The sequence below is a fragment of the Floridaenema evergladense BLCC-F167 genome (assembly GCF_041929205.2).
Lineage (GTDB): Bacteria > Cyanobacteriota > Cyanobacteriia > Cyanobacteriales > Aerosakkonemataceae > Floridanema > Floridanema evergladense.
Genome location: NZ_CM171625.1, coordinates 3,676,030 through 3,693,203 on the forward strand (window position 1 = coordinate 3,676,030; position 17,174 = coordinate 3,693,203).

Genomic DNA, 17,174 nt, shown 5'->3' on the forward strand with positions numbered 1-17,174 from the left:
TTTTTATGGATTAGGGACTGGGGACTGGGGACTGGGGATTGGGAAGAGGTAGGGGGATGGGGGGAATTTCTAGCTCCAGATTTCTCCCCATCTCCCCATCTCCCCATCTCCCCATCTCCCCATCTCCCCATCTCCCCATCTCCCCATCTCCCCATCTCCCCATCTCCCCATCTCCCCATCTCCCCATCTCCCCATCTCCCCATCTCTTCAAGCTAGGTGCATTTTTAAGACTGAAGCGGGTGCTTTACGAATGCGGCAAAGAATGGTTTCTTTACCTAGTTTTTGGCAGGCTTCGTAGCGGTGACAGCCGGAGAAGCCGTAGTATTTTCCTTCTACTTCCAAGATATCGATCGGTTCTTGTTGACCGATCTCTTGGATTGATTTCATTAAATTTTCTACTTTAGCTGGGTCTGTTTGCCTAATTAAAGGACGACGTATGTCTTTCAGGGCAATTTCCTGTACTCTTACCATTGGATTTGTTGCTGTTTGTTTTCTCTCTTAGATAAATCATAGTCGTTATGAGTTTGAATTGCAAGTAGTTTGTTTTCCGCAAGTATCGGGTAATCTATTCGGAAGTGAGCGATCGCAAAACAGCCATGAAAACTCGCACCTGTAATGTCGGAGAGATGCAGAAGCGCACTAAGCCAACAGCTTGGGCGTGGTTAATTAACAGTTGCCGTGTCGTAGTTACCGTAACTTGTGTTGTGGGGATGGCGACACCCGGACTAACCCAACAGCGGGGAGTCAATAATGATGTGGAACTACAAGTGGGGATCGTACAGCGATTTGGGGAAGATCCCCAGGATCAAATTACCTTGGAGGCGACTCAAGGCGATCGCTTAACCCTGCGCTTTCTAGCGGGGAACATGAAACCCACCACCCTAACAGCAGACAAAATCCAATTACAAATTGCCATGCAACCTTTATCGCAAGCGATTTTAGACGAAAGGGTTGTGTTAAGCAATCACCCCAACTTTGAAACAGCGGAAGATGCGGCAAATTCTTGGCGCAGTCGCGGGATTCAGGTAGAAATTGCCCAACCGACGAATCGTTGGCAAGTTTGGGCGAAACGAGATATTTATAGTGGCCCTGTAGTGCGGCGTTTGTTGCTGCAAACTATTCAAGCTCAAGGCGTGCGAACTGCTTACATAGATACAAAAGTTGTCGATCGCGTACCGAAAGTATTTTGGGCAGTGAATGGGTTGGGTTACAATCGCCAAAATGTAGAGATTTCGAGCCAAAGAAACTTAGTGCGGGTGAATTCAGGTAAAACTGAGCGTTCGGCCCGATTGTACTATGGAGCGCTGAAAATTCAGCCTAATTCTTACGGCAATTACACTTTAGTAAATCAGGTGCCGCTGGAAATTTATTTGCGGGGTGTCGTACCTTATGAAATTGGAGGGAATGCGCCGAGTGCGGCAGTAGAAGCGCAAGCGATTATTGCCAGAACTTATGCGCTGCGGAATTTGCGACGGTTCGCGGTTGATGGTTATGAACTTTCTGCTGATGTTCATTGCCAAGTTTATTTCGGTTTGCAAGGTGCAACGGCGAATACCGATCGCGCGATCGCAGCCACTAAAGGTTTAGTCCTCATCTACAATAATGAGTTAGTCGATGCACTATATTCTTCTACTACAGGTGGAATTACAGCGGGTTTTAATGATGTTTGGAACGGGCCCGATCGACCTTATTTACAATCAGTACTCGATAGCACCAAAAATGTTTGGGATTTATCGCGGTACAGTTTAGCCAAAGAACAAAACTTGCGCCGATTTATTAGCTTAAAACAAGGTTTCAACGAAGAACAGGTTTCGTTATTTCGCTGGCGTTACGAAAGTAGACTACCCGATATCGCCCAGCAATTGCAAAAATACTTGGAATCGAAAAAACACCCCCTCGCCAACTTCCAAAGCATTCAAAAAATGGAAGTAACGCAGCGGGCGCAAAGCGGGCGAATTTTGAAAATGAATGTCTACACCGATAAAGGTATTGTCGAATTACATAAAGAAGAAGTGCGTAGCGCTTTTAAACCTCCGCGCAGCAGCTTTTTCTACTTAGACCCGCTGAAAAATCAAGACCAAGAATTGATCGGCTATGCTTTTGTTGGTGCGGGTTTTGGTCACGGAGTTGGCTTAAGTCAAACGGGTGCTTCGGAGTTGGCTAGACTTGGTTGGTCAAGTCAGCGGATTCTCAATTTTTATTATCCTGGTACCCAATTAGAACGACTCAATTCCTCAATTGTTTTTTGGCAGGAACCATGATCCAATTTTAGATTTTGGATTTTGGAACTACTATTGAAATCATAAATTTAGCAGCAGTAGTTAGCCATCAGAAAGCTGATAACTAACTACTGGAATTCACTGAATTTAGTAGATATCTTCTTCTTTGTGGGTTTCGATCGTACAATCCGATTTGGGATAAGCTACACAGGTGAGAACATACCCTGCTTCAATCTGGTCATCATCTAAGAAAGACTGGTCGGATTGGTCAACTGTACCACTGATAATTTTGCCAGCACAAGTAGAGCAAGCGCCTGCACGACAAGAGTAGGGTAGGTCAAGTCCTTTTTCTTCCGCAATGTCAAGGATATATTCATCTTCGGGTACTTCAATTGTTGTATTTAAACCTTCGGCTTCGTTAATTAACGTAACCTTGTAAGTTGCCATATATCAATCCTCTCACTATTCTAAACGGCGGTATACGTTTTCCTTAAGCAGTCCTAGCAGGATGAATTTGCTAGGTTATGCGATCGGACTCTTTCACCTTCTTGATACTACGTGAAAACTCAAGAATTTTGATAGCGAATTAGCACTTTGAGTAAATGGGATTCGTAATTAAATCTGCTAATCTTATCCTGATTACTTATACTTATTGCAGAAAGCAATAAATTTGAGGTTATATCGTTTCTCTTTGAGTTGGCTATAGATAGCTGATGTTGCAGTTGCTCTGAATAGAGACAATGTAGCCAAATTTAGAAAGAATCGATATAACCTCTGGGATTCTCCGTATTTAGTACAGTTCTTCTTCTTGGTGAGTTATAATCGTACAGTCAGAAGCGGGATAGGCTACACAGGTGAGAACATAGCCTGCTTCAATCTGGTCGTCATCTAGGAAGGACTGGTCGGATTGGTCAACTGTACCAGCGGTAATTTTGCCAGCACAAGTAGAGCAAGCGCCTGCGCGACAAGAATAGGGTAAATCAAGACCAGCTTCTTCTGCTGCGTCAAGGATATAAGTATCATCGTCACATTCAATGGTTTGATTTATATTCTCGGCTTCGTTAACTAAAGTAACCTTGTAAGTAGTTGCCATGTATCAATCCTCTCAAGTATTCTCAACGGCAGTATAAGTTTTCCTTAAGCAGTCCTAGCTAGGTTCTGCGCTCGGATTTCCATCACCTTCTTGATACTACGTGAAAAGTCAAGAATTTTGATAGCGAATTAGCACTTTGAGTGAATGGGATTCGTAATTAAATCTGCTAATCTTATCCTGATTACTTATACTTATTGCAGAAAGTGGCAACTTCGGTTTTACTATCTGTTTTTCTGCCAATTTCCTTGTATGCTAGACCAGATTGCCATGTTGTACTAACTTAAGTCCTAAGTCTTGAAAGATGAGTGCTTCTGCCCATTCTGTTACAGTACCTCTGAGGGTAGGTTTAGTCGGTACGGGTTATGCTGCTAAACTGAGAGCCGAAACTCTGCTATCCGATCCTCGCACCCAGTTGGTAGCGGTGGCTGGTAATACGCCAGAAAGAACTGAGTCTTTTGCTCAAACTTACCAAGCAGAGGCGGTGTTAGGCTGGCAACAACTGATTCAGCGTCCTGATGTGGATTTAGTGATAGTCTCTACTATTAATAGTGAGCATGGTGCGATCGCTCATGCTGCTCTTTGTGCTGGCAAGCACGTAGTTGTAGAATACCCCCTCTCTCTCCATCCTTGGGAAGCAGAAGAACTAATCTCTTTAGCTGCCAATGTTAACAAACTATTGCACGTCGAACATATTGAACTACTCGGAGGATTGCACCAAGCATTACGGGAAAATCTAGACGCGATCGGTACGCCATTCTACGCCCGTTATACTACCATTAATCCGCAAAAACCCGCACCACGTAAGTGGACTTACCATCATACTCAGTTTGGTTTTCCTTTCGTTGGCGCTTTGTCACGACTGCACAGATTAATTGATTTATTCGGTAAAGTAGCAACTGTTAGTTGTGAAAGTCGCTTCTGGGAAAATGATTCTGAATATTACACCGCCTGTCTTTGCACCGCCAAATTACGCTTTACCAGCGGGTTAATTGCCGAAGTAGTATATGGTAAAGGCGAAGTTTTTTCCCAAGCTAGTCGTCCTTTTGAAGTTTACGGCGAAAACGGTTGTTTAATGTTTAATGGCGATGAAGGTTATCTAATTCAAGGAGAAGAAAAAACTTCTATAAATGTTGGTAGTCGTCGTGGCTTATTTGCCAAAGAAACCAAAATGGTATTAGATTGTTTAACTGAAGGCACAGCTTTATATGTAACACCAGATGTTAGTTTGTACACTTTAAAAGTAGCTGATGGGGTGCGTCGATCGTCAGAAACCGGAAAAATAATCGAAATCTTATGAAACTGGCTAAACAAAATTCTCAGTTATCTCTGCCTTGGTTTAGTTTCGGAATTTTAGCAATCATGGGTTTGTCATTCGCCCTACATTTTTGGGGACTTGGCAGATTCAATATGCTAGTATTTGATGAAATTTATTATGTGAAATATGCCAATAATTATTTGACTAATCAACCACTTTTTGATGCTCATCCTCCTTTAGGAAAATATATGATCGCTGTGGGAATGTGGCTAGGTAGTCACATTTTAGGCAAAGATTTAGATATATCTGGTACAGAAATTTATCCTTGGGTTTATCGTTGGATGAATGCTTTCACAGGGTCTTTCTTTCCCTTAGTTGTGGGAGGAATAGCTTACCTCTTAAGTAACCGACGCAGCTATACTTTAATTGCTAGTTTATTTATGACTGTGGATGGTTTATTTTTAGTAGAATCTCGCTATGCACTGATTAATATTTATTTAGTAATGTTTGGCCTTTTAGGTCAGTTATTCTTGTTAATAGCTTTAGCTAATCGGGGGAAAAATCGGCAAATTTGGTTATTATTTAGCGGGATTGCTTTAGGTGCATCGACAGCGGTTAAGTGGAATGGATTAGGATTTTTGTTAGGAATTTATATTTTATGGTTGTTGGCTAATTTTTTACAACTTTTCTGCAAAAATCGGGCTGAAAATTCGCCCCAAGTGTCTAGTCAGCGATTTATAGGAAAGTCTGTTAAAGACAGTATTTTACAAAATCTTACTGAAATTAACTTTTTACAAATCGTATTTTTTTTAGCAGTAATTCCAGCTATAGTTTATGCTTTGACATGGATTCCCCATTTAGAGATTAATCAAGATACTAATTTTGTGAAAGTTCATCAACAGATGATGGGATTTCACCAAAATATGAAAAGTGGGCCAAAAGTGCATCCTTATTGTTCTAGTTGGTATACTTGGCCTTTAGTAATTCGTCCAGTTGTTTATCTTTTTGAAAAGTCAGCTACTAGTGCTAAAGCTGCTGCTTTACCGCCTTTGCCTCCGGGAATTAAAGAGGCTACTTACACTGTTTATGGAATGGGAAATCCGGTTTTATGGTGGTTCTCTACTTTGGCGATTTTGCTGTTAATTAGTTTGTTAGTGAAACGAGTTTGGATTTGGTGTAAAACTGCGTTTAATCGGGGAATTTTGCCAATTAATGATTATGATTACTTTCCTCAAAATAGGGAAATGTGGTTAGTTACTTATGTGGTAGTTAATTGGTCGGCACATTTTTTACCTTGGATAAAAGTGACACGCTGTACTTTTATTTATCTTTATATGAGTGCGGCGGTATTTGCTTTTTTGGGTTTGGCGTGGTTGGTCGATCGCTGGTTGCAAAGTTACCAACTTCGCTTGAGAATCATGGGTGTAACGGTAATTTTTCTAATTTTGGCAGCTTTTGTATTTTGCTTGCCAATCTTTTTAGGTTTACCTCTGTCATTACCACAATATCAACTGCGGATCTGGTTAAATAGTTGGATATGATTTAAAGTTAGTGTTAAGTTAATTTGAGGTGCTATCATGCCAGAACAATCTTCTCATCAATCATCGGGACAAATTAGTGTAGACGAATTAGCTAATTATTTGGCAAATTCTCCAGAGGGATTACAACTTGTGGATGTGCGAGAACCGCAGGAAATAGCGATCGCCAATTTAGCAGGTTTTCAAAACTTCCCCTTAAGTCAATTTAACTTATGGTCAGAAGATATTAAAAACCGCCTTAATCCAGATGCAGAAACTCTGGTTCTTTGTCATCATGGAGTTCGATCGGCGCAAATGTGCCAATGGTTAATTAGTCAAGGTTTTACTAATGTGAAAAATATTGTGGGTGGGATTGATGCCTATTCAATAGCAGTCGATCGCAAAGTCCCTCGATATTAAAAACTACCAGCAGGCAGAAGGCGAAGTAAAGAAGGTTTATCCAAACCTTTGTTACCTGTTTTTAACAGTATAGTTCTGCCGCACTATTTGAGAAATTTTAGCAGCTAAAAAAAACTACAATTAACCTAAAACCGAGTTATATTAAATAAAATATGGTTTAAATCGCGGCTTTTTTTTGTAAATCAAATTAAATTGCTCTTTTGCTCAAATAAACTATGCAAATCCATTTAACTAACCGACAACAGCATATCCTTTGGGCAACAGTTCGTCATTATATAGCAACTGCGGAGCCAGTAGGATCGAAAGCTTTAGTAGAAGAGTATAATCTCAGTGTTAGCCCAGCAACTATCCGTAATGCAATGGGTGTTTTGGAAAAGGTAGGATTACTCTATCAACCTTATACTTCTGCGGGTAGAGTTCCTTCTGATTCTGGTTATAGAATTTACGTAGATCGACTGATTACGCCTGATGAGGCGGTGGCGCGACAGGTAGAACAAGTACTCCAAGATAAATTGAATCGGGATGATTGGAGTTTTGAGGCGTTGTTACAAGGTGCAGCGCAAATTCTTGCCACTCTTAGCGGTTATATTACTTTAATTACATTACCTCAATCACGCAGAAATTTAGTGAGATATTTACAATTAGTGCAGGTCGATCCGGGAAGAGTAATGTTAATTGTGGTGACGGATAGTTATGAAACTCAATCGGTGTTGATGGAGTTACCACAAAGGGAAAATTATCAACCAGATGCCGAGGCGATCGATCGCGAATTACAAATTCTTTCTAACTTTTTGAATTCGCAAATTAGAGGCCGATCTCTTTCCGAATTAGCTACATTAGACTGGACACAATTAGACCGACAATTTCAACAATATGCTGACTTTTTACGCGATTTACTCACGGAAGTAAAACGGCGTACAAAACCACCAGCTGTTACCCAAATTTTAATTCGTGGCGTATCTGAAGTATTGCGTCAACCAGAATTTTCGGAGTTACAACAAGTAAAAATGTTAATGCACTTGTTGGAAGAAGAACAAGACCAACTTTGGCCTTTAATTTTTGCAACTAAGGAATCAGAAAATTCTGGAAAGCGTGTCACAGTGAGAATTGGATCGGAAAATCAATTAGAACCAATTCGTACTTGTACGCTAATTTCTGCTAATTATTGTCATGGTTCAGTTCCGGTGGGAAGTGTGGGTGTTTTAGGCCCGACAAGAATGTTGTATGAAAATGCGATCGCAGTCGTAGAAGCAGCAGCAGATTATTTATCAGAAGCGTTAAGTTAGTATTTTTTGAACTACTCTAAGCACAGAGAAAAAAGAAGGGGAATTGTGATTAGAAAAATTAGTTTTTGGTTAATTTGGTTAGGGTTTATTGGTTATGCTTCTTTCTTAGCACCACCCCAACAACCAGGCACTTTTGAGTTAATTAAAAATCTTTCCATTGGTCAATTCGCCGGAATTAATCCTTTGATTATAGCAGTGTTTTATATTATGGGCGTTTGGCCGATGATATACAGCTGCTTACTCTTTTTTGATGGCAGAGGACAAAAGGTAAAAGCTTGGCCTTTTGCTACTGCTTCTTTAGGTGTAGGTGCATTTTCTCTGTTGCCTTATTTAGCTTTACGAGAACCAAATCCCGAATTTACTGGCAGCAAAGATAATTTTTTGAAAGTATTAGATTCTCGGTGGACAGCAATTTTGCTTAGTTTGATTACTGTAGGTTTAATTGCTTTTGGTTTAATAGCTGGAGATTGGCAAAATTATATTCAACAGTGGCAAACTAGCCGTTTTATTCATGTGATGAGTTTAGATTTTTGTCTGCTTTGTTTGTTATTCCCCGCACTTTTGGGAGATGATATGGCAAGGCGAGGTATGAGTAATTTGGCTATTTTTTGGGCGGTTTCTTTCCTGCCTTTGTTTGGCCCTCTTGCCTATCTTTGTTTGCGTCCTACCCTGTTAGAAAACCAGGAAAAATCATCGACAAAAGTTCTCGATTCTACAGTTTAAAGTGATTTCAAAAAAGATCTAAATCAAGCTAATCTTTATTTTGACGATGCTTATTTTTATCAGAATAATTACGAAACATAGCGATCGAACCTGCATCACCACCCTAGAAAAATTTTATCAGCAGGCGATCGACACAACTGACCAAAGATAGACGTAATCTTCCCAGTCTCTCACTTTGAGTAAAAACCCGGTTTCTTCAAGAAACCGGGTTTTTAATTTTAGAGTGTTGTTTGATTAAACTTTAATTCCAGTTCCGAATAGTTTCTCTGAGAATAGTTTGACCATTTTGGGTAACTCTCAGTTCATTTGGAGTCAGGATATAACGGGTGTTGCCATTAACAGCAACGTAGCGATCGCGTTCATATCTTTGCAAAGGCAATCTAATTCTCCCACTACCATTTTTTGACTCACCAATGTATGTTCCGGGAAAATTGCCACCACAAATTGAGATTACATAACTTGCTGTTTCTGCTGTGACAAAAGTGCTTTCTCTGTTCCGACAACCTCTAGTTACAACAGTGTCATCACCACTAGCAGCCAAGATTCTTTCATTGAGAATTGTTCTCCCATTTTGACTTACTCTCAATTCATAAGGAGTGATGGCATAAATTGTGTTTCCGTTAGCTGCAATGTATCGATCGCCGCTTCTGCGTGTCAAAGGAACGGTAATTCCACCGCTACCATCTTTCGCCGCCCCAACATAATAACCTAAAGAATTCCGCGCATCTCCAGAACAAATTGTCACGTAATAATTTGGAGTTTCAAAAGTGCGATCGACTGTAGAACGACGAGTCGGACAATTTGCCTGTGCTACTAAGAAAGAGTCTCTAATTTTGGTTCCGTTTTGCTCGGAATTACTGAGTGCTTTAACGCCTAAAGTCGGAGCTAAAAACAACAATGTGGTTGCACTCGCCAAAGCTAATTTTAACACTTTAGAGTTGTTTAATTTAAGTTGCATAATTTCAAATCTACCTTAATTTCGGGATGAGTTTGTGATTATTTTGCAAAAATTATTGATGAGCTATTGCTCACTAATCTATATATTCAAATTCCCCAAAACCATTTCCGTAAATTTACTGAAAATTTTCTTAGGTATCCAATCTAATTCAGCAATAACTAACAGCTGATTAAGAAAAGGGAAAATGGCACCTAGAAAGGATGCCTTCTAAGATTGGGTAATTTCCCTTTTCCCTTTCTCTCTCCTAAATTTTCCCCAATCCTTGATTGCTTGTGAATACACTTTGGTATCATTAAATTCCAAAAAGAGGGCAATAAATTTTTAACCTTCATACTCAGTATCAATTTCTATATCCAAAGTTTCTTCATCTACTCGTATATATAACACATTAGGGCGACAACAAACTTGGCAATCTTCAGTATATGTCTGTTGTCCACCTGCACTCAAATCAACAAATGTTAAGTTTGGTTCGCCACAGTAAGCACAAAAATATTCCGCCGTTGTTTGCATTTTTATTGTAATCTTTTAAATAATTACTTACTTTTCACATTCCCGTTTCGTTACTTCATGGCGATAACGAAACATATCAATTAGTCGCGCTTTTACCCACCATTCTAAAAGTAATTCTGCCATTAATCCACCTGGCAATTCGTAATCTATTTGATCTGTGAGTCTGGTTTTCCCGTTTTCTTCTGTAAATAAATGTCGATGTACCCAACTTTCCATCGGTCCACTGATTTGTCTATCAGTAAAGAAACGATTTTTTTCGCATTCAATATGCCTTGCTACCCATTTTACAGGAAATGTGCCGATCGAAATGCGAAATTCGGTAATTGCACCCACATCTAAACCCCCCTCTCGACGAACTATTTCCACAGGTTGCCAAGGGGGAGTCAGAATTTGTAAAATGTCTAATCTTTCGTGAAAGTTCCAGACAACTTCCACTGGTGCATCAATCAATGAGGAGTACTTAAAGTGCAGCATGAGAGTATTTTATCAGTCAAGAGAACAATGGATAATTCATAAATGGTAGGGACAAACGATGAATTATCGTTTCCATTGTGCCCTTTCTCTGGCAATAACTCGCCCTTTTTGGGTAACTATTAATTCAGTCCGAGTCAGAGTATAACGGGTATCACCATTAACCGCTACAAATCTGTCTCTAGTATAAGTTTGCAAAGGTAAAGAAATACTATTTCCTCCATTTTTTGCCATGCCAACATAAGTATTTGGATTGTCACCACCACAAATATAAACTAAATAACTTTTAGTTTCTGCACTTACAAACTGACTACCTCCGCTATTTTCGCAAACAGAAGCTGCTTGGGCAATTTCTATGCTGTTAGCTTGAACTGGATTAATTTTAGCTATTTCTAAGATTGGTAATAAGCACAAAGATGTACTAAAACCTATACAGATTTGTCGGAAGAATTTTATAGATGGCATAGATTATTTTCTCCTTATTAGATTAAGAGTAAAATTCAACACTTTTAGATGACTACTAGACTACTCTTCTAATTCTGCTGTTGCCTATTATTCTTAATATTTCTTTGAAAAGTTAAGGATTAAGTTTCAACTTTTGTTTGAGGAAAATTGGCGATCGCCATGCTACGATGTTTTTGCAATGTTGCTACTGGCAATGGCCCTTGTAAGTGACTCCAAGGCAACACTTGCTCTAAATCCCAGTTACCATGAACATAATAATCTAATTCGGGTAATTTTCCCCGCAATTCTTTAAAAGCGCGACGATAACTACCCAAGGAGTCGCCATAATCACGAGTTAATTCTAACAGATGGGAGAGTCTGCGATCGCCCCTAGAAATCAAAGCTTGAATTACCGACCAATTATAACTCTCTGGACGAAATTCTATCCCTTGCGCTTTTAAATTTTTCTCTAAATACTTCAATCTTTTTTCTGCTTGTTTATTCACCCCAAACCATTGAAAAGGTGTGTGTGCTTTCGGAACAAAAGTGCTACAACCTAAAGTTAATCTTAATCCAGGTGCAGCTTTTTTAATTTCTCGCATCATCGATACAGTTGCATCTAAATCAGCAACCTCTTCCCCTGGAACACCCACCATGCCATAAAGTTTTATTCCTTTTAAACCACCAGCTTTCGCATTAATAGCTGCTTGGATGATTTCGTCATTTTGCAATTTTTTATTAATAATTTCCCGCAATTTTTCCGAACCACTTTCAACCGCTATGGTGAGCGATCGAGTATCCCTTTTTGCTAATATTTCCGCCAACTTTTCCGTCACCGTATTGGTTCGCACTGAAGCAATACTTAACCGCACATTATCATACTTTGGTTTTGCTAAATAATCCAACAAAATTTCAAACTCTGGATGCTGAGTTACCGACGCGCCAAGCAATCCTAATCTATCAGTTACTTCTAAACCTTTCTCAATTGCCGGAATTAAAGAACCTTCTAAACTCGCAGTACGAAAAGGCAAAGTTAAATAACTCGCTAAACAAAAGCGGCACATTTCAGGACAACTGCGGACAACTTCCACCATATAAATATTTTCCCAAGCTGCTTTTTCTGTAACTACAGTAGAAGCAGATAACGTATTTCCCCGATAAGTTTGCTTTTCAATTTTGGCAGGAATTTTATCATTAATTGGTTGAATTGATTTAATTAAACCTGTAGCATCTCGATAGGTAACTTCATATAAACTAGGAACATAAACCCCTGGAACTTGGGCTAATTTTTCCAGCTTAGTTGATCGATCGGCATGACGAACTTCTTGGTAAGCATCAATAAAATTATCCAGAAGATTTTCCCCATCTCCTAACAAGATTACATCGAAAAAATCAGCAAAAGGTTCTGGATTAGCAGTTAAAACAGTGCCACCACCAAATATTAGCGGATGTGAATCAGTACGTCTAGATGAACGCAAGGGAATTTCCAAAAATTCTAGTAAATTTAGGATATTAATATAATCAAGTTCCCAAGACACAGAAAACCCAACTAATTCAAGATTTCTGGGTAATTGTTCGTGAATATCAGTAAATAATCGGTTGACTTCTAAATCAGAACGCATTGCCAAAGTTGCCCAGACAATTTGGTAGCCAAGGCTAGTTATTCCCACCGTATACTCATTAGGAAAAGCAAAGATAGTGGGAATAGCATCAGTGTTTGGTGTTGCTTTTGTAAATAGCAACCGTTCAGCAGCAAATATATTGGAGTTCACAAGCAATCAATTTCAACAGAATAATTCTTACTCATATCTGATCTTAAGCGATAGAATTAGCAGGTTAAAAATTAAGGTGAGGAAATTAGCCGCAATAACAGGCCAAGATTGGATGAAAATACCGTACAGTAACCATAAAAATACTCCCGTACAAAAGGTCAGTAACATTAAGAAAGAAACATCTCCTGCTGACTTTGTTTGCCAAGTTTTTATCAACTGCGGTACAAAAGCAATTGTAGTTAAAGTGGCAGCAATAAATCCCAAAAGGTCAATGTTTTTCATGAATGCACCCGATTTAGGGGAAAAGGGAGAAATAAAGTTTCTGTTTCAATATAACAATATCCCACAATCCAAGTAGCTTTTTTAGCCTTAGAAAGTTGGGATACATAAGGATTTATTTAATTTTCCCAGCGCAGAGCGACAGAAATAACAATACAGTTAAAAACAAGTAAAAAGATTATTGTACAAATCTTTTTTCTTTCTGCCTTCTGCCTTTTTGTAGTAATTAAAGAGTTTCAATTATTTAACTTGAAACTTTTGCGTTTCCCGCTTAGATTGATCTTCTGATAATGAGAAGGAAACTTCATAAGTTCCAGGTATCCAAGTTTTTGCTGGAGCTAAAGCAGTGGTGATTTGGCTTTGATCTAATTTGGTTGTAAATTCTTTTTCATAGATCCGAACATTTTTGGCTGTTGGGCTTTGAGTTAAGCGCCACAGTACTTTCACTTTTGTTCCTTCTACAGCATTATCTAATTTGGCTGTAGCAAATATTCGGGGAGTGGTGGGTTGAAAAGTATTTTGATTTTTCTCGCAACCTTCTGAAGGATTGGGCTTTTCGCAGACTGACACTTCGCTAATGCTTGGCCCCCACAAATTAAATTCACAACTAACTAGCATTGAAGCAGTACCGATAATAGCGGCTAATGTTTTAACGTTCATCCTCAGAGAACTCCTTGAATTATGAGTATTCTTTCGCCTACCAGATTTTGATTTTAAATATGGTATGTGGAAATTGACAAGACAAACTACTCTGTAATTATCTTGATAAAAGCAGCAAGATATAGAATATTCGGCTTGGCTAATTCCTGTCAACGCGATCGCAAAGTATCGTGATTCTGACACCGATCGTCAAACCCATGCGATGATTAGGTATCGGAACTTACGAGTAAACAAAATCGGCTTATCATTTGGTTGTAGGCTAATTGACCACAAGCAAAGACTGAATTAACCTAAAGAGTGTTTAAAGTGAAGAGATGAGCTAAAATTTTAACTCATATAGTGACTCGCTCTGATTCCCGATGGTCTAGTACGGAGAGGTATGGGGCGCAAATTCAATAAATAAACAGAAAATAAAACGAATTAGTTTAAATTCGGCCTAAGTCGTGTGTGAGGCAGTATCGTGACCAAATTTATTCCCAACCTGCAAGAAATTTCGACCAAGTTCAGTGGTTCTGAATCAGAACCGGAACAGACCTTTAGCAGAGAAACAGAAATTGAGCAAACTACCACCTATCAAGAGGTGACAAAGGATGATTCTGCAATTTCCCCGGAAACTTCCTCAGAACCGCTCGAACCTAATGAAATGACCAGTTTAGAAGAATTGGGGAGTTGGGGGGCGGCGGCGGAAGCAGAAATAGCTGCGGAGGAAAAAGGGACTCAAGAGTGGGAAAAGGGTAGTAACAATCTGCTGAGTAAGTTGGAGCGGACTACTAGAGAAATTGCGACTAAACTACATATTCCTGAATCTGTTCTGAATTTATCTTGGTTAAACCGCAATAATCCAGTGTATCGGACAAAAAAATTCTGGATTATTACAGGAACAGCGGTTACATTAAGTGGTGGCGCAGTGGCTATAGGAGTTACTTGGTGGACGTTGGAGCGCAACTTGCCTTCGCCTAATGATGTTCTAACTTTTGTCCGCGATGGAACTCTGACGATTAAAGCAGAAGATGGCAAAATTCTGCAACAGATCGGCCCAGCTACCAGAGAGAAACTGCCTTTGGAGCAAATGCCGCCACAATTGGTACAAGCCTTTATTGCTTCGGAAGACCGCCGTTTTTACCAACATCGGGGAGTAGATTGGCAAGGTGTGGGACGGGCTATTGTGTCCAATATCAGTGCGAGAAATGTGGTGGAAGGTGGTAGTACCATTACGCAACAGTTGGCAAGAATTGTGTTTCTCAATCAAGAACGCAGCATTTCTCGGAAGGTTCAGGAAGTGATGCTGGCGCAGAAGATTGAGAAAGAGATGAAGAAAGAAAAGATTCTGGAGCGCTATTTAAATTTAGTTTATTTGGGTGAAGGCGCTTATGGAGTGGCTGATGCGGCTTGGGTTTATTTCAGCAAATCGATTAATGATTTGAATTTGCCAGAGATAGCGACGATCGTGGGAGTGACACCTGCACCTTCAACTTTTTCTCCTTTAGCCAATCCTAAACTAGCTTTAGAAAGACGTAATATCGTGTTAAGCCGCATGGCTGATGCAGGTCATATCACTAAAGACCAAGCAAAAGCTGCTGCGGCTGAACCTTTAGCGCTGAAGCCAGCGGCACCAAAACGACTGTCCACAGAAGCGGCTTATTTTACTTCCTACGTGCAACAGGAATTACCGAAGTATGTGCCGCAAGATGCGATCGAAGCAGGTGGTCTAATCGTAGAAACTAGCCTCAATCCTCAGTGGCAAAAAGTAGCCGAGGAAGTGGTCGATCGAGTAATCAGCGAAAACGGAAAAGCACAAGGCTTTCAACAAGCAGCCTTAGTCGCTATCGACCCCCGCAATGGTGAAGTTAAAGCAATGGTAGGGGGAACAGATTTTGACAATACTCAATTTAATCGCGTTACCCAAGCTCAACGCCAACCTGGGTCAACATTTAAAGGATTTTTATATACTACGGCGATCGCAGGGGGCATCTCTCCCTATCGGGGTTACTTGGATGCGCCTTTTGAGGTAGATGGTTACGCGCCGAAAAACTATAACGATGACCATCGCGGTTGGATCTCAATGCGAGATGCCCTCACTTCATCAATTAACACAGTGGCTGTAAAAGTGTTAATGAATACAGGATTTCAACCTGTAATTGACATTGCCCACAAAATGGGCATCAAGTCAGAACTTAAGCCTACTTATTCCCTGGCTTTGGGTGCTTCGGAAGTTAATCTTTTAGAATTGACTTCCGCTTATGGCACTTTTGCGGCTAAAGGGATGCACTCTCCAGTTTACGGAATTCGGCGGGTAATTAACAAACAGGGTAAAGTGGTTTTTGAAGCCAAGCCACAGATGGAAAAAGCTTTGGATGAAGAAACATCTGCGATTATGAGTTGGATGCTGGAAGATGTGGTTAATGATGGTACAGGTCGTCCGGCACAGTTGTTCGATCGCGAAGTTGCAGGCAAAACAGGTACTTCCGATCAAGCCCGCGACCTTTGGTTTGTCGGTTACATTCCCCAGTTAGTCACAGGAGTTTGGCTAGGAAACGATGATAACTCGCCAACTTGGGGAACTAGTGCTACCGCAGCCCGCACTTGGAATAAATTCATGGTGAAAGCGGTGCAAGATATCCCGATCGAGAAATTCCCTGAACGTCCTAAACTGGAAGGTCGCAAGGGTATAGTAGCTCTCCAACCAATCAAACCGAAAAAAATCTTGAATATTCGGGATACGGACATCGCCAATACAAAAGAGGATAGCAACAGGGAACAAGAAAGTAAGTCCAAGTCCCGAAGACAAGTCAGCACAGATACAACCAGCAGTAGCAGTAGTACGCCCACAGTTTTCCGTTCCCGTCGTCGTCAGGACACTACGGTTGCCTCTAATTCTTCTAGTAGTAAAACCGAAGATACACCCCGTCCCCGTCGTCGTCGGTATACTCAAAGCAATGACGATTCTAACTCCAGCCAAGCCACCTACCGTCCCCGTCGTCGTCGGTATACTCAAAGCACGGCTGGTAGTAGTGGTTCAAGTAGTACCACTACTACCAGCTATCGTTCCCGTCGTCGCTCTTACCAATCTGACAATAGCAGTTCTGAAACACAACAGCCTGTACGTCGGAGACGCAGGAATGTCGAACAGTCCAACAGTACGGCAGCCTACCAACCTCGACGCTCTCGTAGAACCTACAACAATTCTAGTGGCTCTCGAGCTTCTAGACCTCGCTCCAGGCAAACTACTCAGCAGGCAGCACCCGCACCCGCACCTGCACCCGCACCTTCACCTAGTTTTGAGCTAAATACTCACCAAATTAGATAAGGGACTGGATCAGGATTTATGGATTTACATGATGAGCAGGATTAATCAAGAACTCCGATCGGGATTTACAGATTTACAAGATTTCGGGATTTTCATTTTAATTAATCAAGAAATCTTGCAAATCCTTAAATCTCGATCGGAGTTCTGAGTTAAATAATTTCCCAAGAGTCCCCTTGTCCCCTTGTCCCAAAAGTTACCTCTGCCTTTTAGCCTCGAACTTCTGGAGGATGATTATTTTGTTTAATTCTTTATACTTTAGA

18 protein-coding genes are annotated in these 17,174 nt (G+C 40.4%); 7 read left to right on the plus strand and 11 right to left on the minus strand.

Going from position 1 to position 17,174, the window contains the following annotated elements; genetic code table 11:
• Nucleotides 1-10: 10 nt before the first annotated feature.
• Together ACE1CA_RS17870 and ACE1CA_RS17875 are read right to left on the minus strand one after the other, a co-directional pair.
• Nucleotides 11-211 carry a hypothetical protein gene (locus ACE1CA_RS17870; RefSeq protein ID WP_486517426.1) on the minus strand — a complete coding sequence of 67 codons (201 nt, stop codon included), beginning with the start codon at nt 209-211 and terminating at the stop codon, nt 11-13.
• Nucleotides 208-471: a ParB N-terminal domain-containing protein gene (locus ACE1CA_RS17875; protein WP_486517427.1), complete on the minus strand. Its 264-nt coding sequence runs from the start codon at nt 469-471 to the stop codon at nt 208-210. The genes ACE1CA_RS17870 and ACE1CA_RS17875 overlap by 4 nt, the downstream gene beginning before the upstream one ends.
• Before the next feature lie 239 nt (nt 472-710).
• Here ACE1CA_RS17875 and ACE1CA_RS17880 point away from each other — a divergent pair, with 239 nt between their 5' ends.
• The gene (locus ACE1CA_RS17880) at nt 711-2,261 is read left to right on the plus strand and encodes a SpoIID/LytB domain-containing protein (RefSeq protein ID WP_459563559.1); all 1,551 of its coding nucleotides are present in this window, start codon (nt 711-713) and stop codon (nt 2,259-2,261) included.
• Nucleotides 2,262-2,366: 105 nt separating this feature from the next.
• On the opposite strand, the gene ACE1CA_RS17885 is transcribed toward ACE1CA_RS17880, so the two are convergent.
• Complete coding sequence (locus ACE1CA_RS17885) at nt 2,367-2,666, minus strand: ferredoxin (protein WP_413276166.1); 300 nt, start codon at nt 2,664-2,666, stop codon at nt 2,367-2,369.
• A 343-nt stretch (nt 2,667-3,009) separates the two neighbouring features.
• A complete protein-coding gene (locus ACE1CA_RS17890; protein ID WP_413276165.1) occupies nt 3,010-3,312 on the minus strand; it encodes a ferredoxin in 303 nt (100 codons plus the stop codon).
• Nucleotides 3,313-3,613: 301 nt separating this feature from the next.
• On the opposite strand from ACE1CA_RS17890, the gene ACE1CA_RS17895 reads away from it, so the two are divergent.
• The 5 genes from ACE1CA_RS17895 (at nt 3,614) to ACE1CA_RS17915 (ending at nt 8,513) form a co-directional block, all read left to right on the plus strand.
• Nucleotides 3,614-4,609, plus strand: a complete 996-nt coding sequence (locus tag ACE1CA_RS17895) for a Gfo/Idh/MocA family protein (protein ID WP_413276164.1) — start codon at nt 3,614-3,616, stop codon at nt 4,607-4,609.
• Complete coding sequence (locus tag ACE1CA_RS17900; RefSeq protein ID WP_413276163.1) at nt 4,606-6,108, plus strand: dolichyl-phosphate-mannose--protein mannosyltransferase; 1,503 nt, start codon at nt 4,606-4,608, stop codon at nt 6,106-6,108. The genes ACE1CA_RS17895 and ACE1CA_RS17900 overlap by 4 nt, the downstream gene beginning before the upstream one ends.
• 36 nt (nt 6,109-6,144) lie before the next feature.
• Nucleotides 6,145-6,504, plus strand: coding sequence for a rhodanese-like domain-containing protein (locus ACE1CA_RS17905; RefSeq protein WP_413276162.1), 360 nt, complete (start codon nt 6,145-6,147; stop codon nt 6,502-6,504).
• Nucleotides 6,505-6,719: 215 nt separating this feature from the next.
• Nucleotides 6,720-7,790, plus strand: coding sequence for a heat-inducible transcriptional repressor HrcA (hrcA, locus tag ACE1CA_RS17910; protein ID WP_413276161.1), 1,071 nt, complete (start codon nt 6,720-6,722; stop codon nt 7,788-7,790).
• 45 nt (nt 7,791-7,835) lie between these two features.
• The gene (locus tag ACE1CA_RS17915) at nt 7,836-8,513 is read left to right on the plus strand and encodes a DUF2834 domain-containing protein (RefSeq protein WP_413276160.1); all 678 of its coding nucleotides are present in this window, start codon (nt 7,836-7,838) and stop codon (nt 8,511-8,513) included.
• Nucleotides 8,514-8,754: 241 nt separating this feature from the next.
• Here ACE1CA_RS17915 and ACE1CA_RS17920 read toward each other — a convergent pair whose 3' ends face one another.
• The 7 genes from ACE1CA_RS17920 to ACE1CA_RS17950 all read right to left on the minus strand — a co-directional run bounded on the left by ACE1CA_RS17920 (nt 8,755) and on the right by ACE1CA_RS17950 (nt 13,607).
• Nucleotides 8,755-9,471 carry a hypothetical protein gene (locus ACE1CA_RS17920; RefSeq protein ID WP_413276159.1) on the minus strand — a complete coding sequence of 239 codons (717 nt, stop codon included), beginning with the start codon at nt 9,469-9,471 and terminating at the stop codon, nt 8,755-8,757.
• Nucleotides 9,472-9,792: 321 nt separating this feature from the next.
• Nucleotides 9,793-9,981 (minus strand): CPXCG motif-containing cysteine-rich protein, encoded by a 189-nt coding sequence (locus ACE1CA_RS17925; RefSeq protein ID WP_413276158.1) that lies wholly within the window; start codon nt 9,979-9,981, stop codon nt 9,793-9,795.
• 27 nt (nt 9,982-10,008) lie between these two features.
• Complete coding sequence (locus ACE1CA_RS17930) at nt 10,009-10,455, minus strand: SRPBCC family protein (RefSeq protein ID WP_413276157.1); 447 nt, start codon at nt 10,453-10,455, stop codon at nt 10,009-10,011.
• Nucleotides 10,456-10,518: 63 nt separating this feature from the next.
• Entirely contained in the window at nt 10,519-10,917 is a 399-nt protein-coding gene (locus ACE1CA_RS17935) for a hypothetical protein (RefSeq protein WP_413276156.1), read from the minus strand.
• Nucleotides 10,918-11,036: 119 nt separating this feature from the next.
• The gene (locus tag ACE1CA_RS17940; RefSeq protein ID WP_413276155.1) at nt 11,037-12,668 is read right to left on the minus strand and encodes a B12-binding domain-containing radical SAM protein; all 1,632 of its coding nucleotides are present in this window, start codon (nt 12,666-12,668) and stop codon (nt 11,037-11,039) included.
• 27 nt (nt 12,669-12,695) lie between these two features.
• Nucleotides 12,696-12,950: a SemiSWEET transporter gene (locus ACE1CA_RS17945; protein WP_413276154.1), complete on the minus strand. Its 255-nt coding sequence runs from the start codon at nt 12,948-12,950 to the stop codon at nt 12,696-12,698.
• A 237-nt stretch (nt 12,951-13,187) separates the two neighbouring features.
• Complete coding sequence (locus ACE1CA_RS17950; RefSeq protein ID WP_413276153.1) at nt 13,188-13,607, minus strand: hypothetical protein; 420 nt, start codon at nt 13,605-13,607, stop codon at nt 13,188-13,190.
• 460 nt (nt 13,608-14,067) lie between these two features.
• Between ACE1CA_RS17950 and ACE1CA_RS17955 the strand changes: the two genes are divergently transcribed.
• On the plus strand, nt 14,068-16,914 hold the full coding sequence (locus ACE1CA_RS17955) for a transglycosylase domain-containing protein (RefSeq protein WP_413276152.1): 2,847 nt from the start codon (nt 14,068-14,070) through the stop codon (nt 16,912-16,914).
• The last annotated feature ends 260 nt before the right edge of the window (nt 16,915-17,174 follow it).